General features: G+C 33.9%; 2 protein-coding genes. Both read left to right on the top strand.

The genetic code is table 11. The annotated features are described in order from the left end of the window. Positions 1-622 (top strand): MucBP domain-containing protein (locus PNO30_RS04420; RefSeq protein WP_271987300.1); only part of this gene is annotated, 622 nt, incomplete at its 5' end. Positions 623-1,205: 583 nt separating this feature from the next. After that, the coding region (locus tag PNO30_RS04415; protein ID WP_271987299.1) for a mucin-binding protein at positions 1,206-4,441 on the top strand (3,236 nt) is incomplete at its 3' end.

Here is a 4,441-nt window from a genome sequence, read left to right as displayed (position 1 = left end):
AGGAGATGAGTACACAACAACTGGAAAAGTAATCAAAGGATACGTGTTAGTACGAGTAGAAGGTGAAGCTAAAGGTAAGATTGGAAAAGATGGTTTAACAGTAACATATGTGTATAAACCATTAGGTTCATGGATTCCAAACATTCCAGGGCAACCAACAAATCCAATCAAATATCCAAACGATCCAACAGATCCAACAAAACCAGGAACTGACAAACCGGTATTACCATACGTGCCAGGACATACTCCAGTAGATGGAAACGGACAACCACTTAAACCGGTAGATCCACAAGACCCAACTAAAGGATACATCGTACCAGATATTCCTGCAAACCCAGGTCAAGATACACCAATCAACTACGTGGCAAACCCTCAACCACAACCAAATCAAGATCCAAAACCTGAGCCAAAACCGGAACCAAAACAAGAGCAACCAAAAGAAACTCTAAAAGAAGCTCCGGAAAAAGGTACGAAAGTAACTCCAGTTCAACCAAAAGCAAATACTCAAGTTAAGAGATTAGCAAACACAGGTTCAACAGAAACTAACACTGGATTAGCAGGATTAGGACTAGCAACAATTGCTGGGCTCCTTACAGCGGCAAGACGTCGTAAAGAAAAATAAAATAAAAAAACATATAATAAATAAAATCATAAAAGACAAAATAGAATAAAGTAATGACTTGAAAGCACCCTTGATAATTTTCGAGGGTGCTTTCGTATATACAAAGGAAAATTACATTAATTATAAAATTTTAATTTAAAGAATGGTGATTTGTAGTTTGATTACATTATATATAGAAGAAAAATAAAAAACTATAGAAAATAATTAAGATATAAAACGTTTTCGTAAAAGTTTTAAATTATATTTAAAGTAAAAATATAATAAATATTGATAATTTAATATAAATATATTGTTAGCAAACAATTGTATTTTCATAACTTACAAAATATAACAACTTTAACTTTAAGTTAAAATAAACTTAAAATTTGTTTATACATCAACGATTTATGTTGTTTTTGGTTTTTATGAATATTGATATAACAGCATTTTTTCTGTGTTTTAAGATGAAAACATTAATTGTAAAAATTATAAAAAATATAGCTGAAATTTTAGGTACGTTTAAGTTTGCTTTTGTAAAATGTTATACATAGTCATTATGATTTATATTTATTCAATTTTAATTTAATAGAAAAAGGAGACAGTAATGTTTAGTAAAAACAATACAAAAATGAATAATAAAAAACAATATGAGAAAGTTAACCACTACGGTATCAAAAAGTTTAATGCAGGAACAGCATCTGTTCTTATTGCATCAGCTTTTATGTTCTTAGGTGGGGCAGCGCAAGCAGCTGATACTAACAAACAAGAAGCCACAGTAGCAGCTACAGAAAAAGCAACTGCAACTGAAGAGAAAGCAGAAGTAGCTAAAGCTGAAACACCAGCAGTAGCGCCAAAAACTGCAGAAGTTAAAGAAGTAGCACCAAAAGCAGAAGTTAAAGAAGAAACTACAGTAAAAGCAGAAGAAACAAAAGCTGAGAAAGCAACAGCTAAAGAAGTAAATAAAACTGCTCTTCAAGCTAAAATCAGTCAATTAGATAACTTATTCGTAACATTAGCAGGACAAGAGTTATCAGAAGACAAACAAGTTAAAACTGTAAGTGCAGCAGTAGAATTAAACAAAGCTAAAGACTTAGTAGCGCAAGCATCAGCTACACAAGAGCAAGTAGATGCACAAGTAGCAGCATTAGAATCAGCAATCAACAACTTAAGCAAAGTTGAAAAAACAGCTGACAAAAAAGAAGAAGCTAAAAAAGAAGAAAAATCTGAAAAAGCTGTAGCTAAAGAAAACTTAGAAAAAGCAGTTTCAGAAGCAAAAGCAGTAAACCAAGCTGCAACAACATTCGAGACAAAACAAGTAAAAGAAGAAGCTAAAAAAGCAGAAATCAAAGCAGCAGTAGCGACATCTGAAAAAGAAATCGAAAAAGCTCTAGACATCTTCAACTCAGACTCTTCAACAAAAGAAGACGCTGATCAACAACGTAAAGAATTAGAAAAAGCAATCGAAGCAGTATACGTAACAATGCAACGTGCTGGACACCGTGGTAAAGTAGAATCTATCTTAGCGGACGCAGCAACTCAAGACAAAAAAATTACAGGAAAAGATATTCTTAAAGACGGAGAAACAGTTAATGCTGTAACAAATGCTTATGTTGATATGAATGCTGATAATACAAAACCTGTAGGATGGGGATTTGACACTACTATTAGTACATCAACTCTTAAAGCAGGTTCTATTACAAAAATTGAACTTACTAACTTAGCTGAGCTAGGTGCTGGTTTGGCAGTAAATACGGAAATCAGAGCGACAGATGGAACAGTAGTTGGTAAAGTTAAATCTATCGATTATAAAACAACTACAGGAAACAACAATAACAAATCTACACCATATTGGGGACAACGTACTCAACGTGGAATGACTTATGACCAACGTCTTGCTGAGCAACCAGCGGTAGCTAACGAAACTGGTACTTATACTTACAACATCGAGTGGAACGATAAAGTAAAAGACTATCCGAATGTGTCGTTTGGAGCGAGTAATTTATCGGGGAATGGATACTATGCACCAGAAATTTCAAAAGATACTCCGTATACAGCAACTATCAAAATTGATGGGCGTACAGTTCTTGAACATACTTATACAAGAAAAGGTCAACAGGCTAACTATCAAAAACAAGGTACTAGTGCATCACTAAGTGAAAACAATGGATTGACATACCTTAACAATGAGCAAACAGGTAGAAGTGATTCAATAGTATTAAAAACTGATTCAGATGTACGTTATGGAGTAGGATCTAAATTTACTATTAAACTTCCAAATGCAGATTTTACTGAATTTAAAGAACTTGAAGGAAGTTCTAACTTTGTAAATGGATTAAATACAGCGTCTACTATTAACCCTAATAAAGGAGATAGTATTACATATCGTCCTGCCAGCCGTTGGGCTAACGTTAAAGCTAATGAAAATAATGTTTGGATTCTAAACGATGGTCGTGATAGTGGATTCACATTAACGCCTCGATTAATCTCACCAACTGAGTTAGAACTTACAGTTACAGAAGGTGCTATTCAAGAAGGTTCTGTAGTTTCTATGCCTTTACAATCATTAGGTATTGAGAAAGTAATAAAAGATAAGACATTAACAAGTGAATATTCTAATATTACTTATGAAAATGGATTAATTAAACAAGGTTATGTAGGAAACGATAAAACTGCAGCAACTCTTACTGTATCAGGTGGAGAATCTGTTAACGGTGAGAAAGAAGATGTTATAACTAAAGTGCCAAACGGTTGGAGTATTGTAGGTGACGGTAAAGTTCAAGGTGAGCCACCAACAGGAGCTGTTGTTAGAACATTCAAAGATTTAGTGACAGGTGAAGTTATAGGTTTTGAACCAACAAGATATACGGGAAATATTCCTTTAAGTGAAGACGGTTCAAAAGATTACACTAATGTACTTGGAAACAAATATGATGTAAGTAATGATAACGTAGACTTAGTTAAAGAAGTTAATGGAGAAGAATACATTCTTGCAGATCTTCCTGCTGAAAACGCAAAAGGAACACTAAGTGTTACGAAGACAAGAGCAAGAGATTTATATTCTGAAGAAGAATTAAAAGCTAAAGGTATAAATGGGTCTGCATTTGTTACCCCAGCAGAGTATAATTACGTTAAGAAAACAAAAGTAGAAGAAGTAAACCGTACAATTAAATTTGTATACGCTGATAATGTTGCAGATCTAGCAGGAACTGAGGTATTCCCATCACAAAAACAAACTGTAAGCTACACAGGTTCAATCAAGTTAACTGCAGAAGGTAAAGCGGTAATTAACTCTAATGACAGACCAGTTTATATTAACTGGAAAGGAACTAATGGTCAAAGTACTGATCTTCCAGAACTTGCAGTACCTCAAAAAGAAGGATACATCGCAAGTGTTGAAAAAGTACCAGTGCAAGCAACAACAGCTACAGATGAAGATTACGAATATGTTGTTAAATATACAGCTATCCAAAAAGCGAAAACAACATTTGTAGATGAAAAAGGAAATGCAATTCCAGGAGTAGCTGAAATTACTGAACAAGGTGGATCAGAAACTCCATTAACAAAAGAAGCTGAAGTAAAAGCTAAGATCAAAGAACTTGAAAAAAAAGGATATGAATTAGTATCTAATACATACCCAGAAAATGGTGCATTCGATAAAGATAAAGATAAAGATCAAGAGTTCGTAGTAACGCTTAAAGCTAAAGTAGTTACAGTAACACCAGATCAACCGAAAACACCAGGAACTCCAGTAGATCCAAATAATCCAGAAGGACCTAAATACCCAGCTGGATTAGAAGAAAAAGATCTAAACAAAACAGTAACACGTACAATTACATACGT

Origin of the sequence: Gemella haemolysans, from assembly GCF_028308085.1 — a bacterium.
GTDB lineage: Bacteria > Bacillota > Bacilli > Staphylococcales > Gemellaceae > Gemella > Gemella haemolysans_D.
This window is presented reverse-complemented; position numbering and strand designations above follow the sequence as displayed.